This is a genomic window from Vibrio sp. 1069, from assembly GCF_033340555.1.
Genome location: NZ_JAWOWP010000388.1, coordinates 1 through 697, shown reverse-complemented (window position 1 = coordinate 697; position 697 = coordinate 1). Strand labels below are relative to the sequence as shown.

Below are 697 nucleotides of genomic sequence, written 5' to 3'. Positions count from 1 at the left end.
TACGGCGTAGCAAGTAACATAGTTAATGTGTCTATATCTTCCTGTTCGGGTGGAGATTGACGCAGTAGATCGCGTTTAATCCTAGTGATTACCTCCGACAATACCTCATCTGTATTAGGTTGAAGGCTATCTATTATAGCAAGCAGCGCATCAAGCGCGTCTCCGAGATTGCCATTATCTAGAGCGACATAAAAGCTAATCAGCAAAGAATCGGTTCCCAACACTTCTAATGCTTGTTGATTTTGCTTGGTTTGATATTGATACAGCAAATCGGCATGTCGGTACAAAGCATCATCCAGTTCGGACTCCACTATTGGTTTAGCAATGATATGGTCTGCGCCTACGCCTAACATGCGCTCTTGGGTCTCTTTGAACACATCTGCAGTACAACCAAATATCAGTACCGACTTCGCAGCGCTGCTCATGGAGCGAATTGCTGAGATTGCCCCAACTCCGTCAAGGACAGGCATATGGTTGTCCATCAATATTAAATCGAACGGCTCTACAGCTATTTTATTTACCGCTAGCTGTCCATTTTCAACACTTGAGCATTCAAAGCCCTTTGCTCTTAAGAAGGTTTCCATAATGATGGCGTTGGTTCGATTGTCCTCTACTATCAAGGCCTTCAAACCATTGCAATTGAGCTTGTGCCTATGTCCTGATTCCACTTTCCCCGGTTCGCAAGGAGAGATCTCAA

At 44.5% G+C, this 697-nt stretch carries 1 protein-coding gene; it reads right to left on the bottom strand.

All coding sequences use genetic code 11. From position 1 onward, the window contains the following. Positions 1-697, bottom strand: a 697-nt coding sequence (locus R7040_RS26700) for a response regulator (RefSeq protein WP_318097618.1), incomplete at both ends; no start/stop codon positions are given.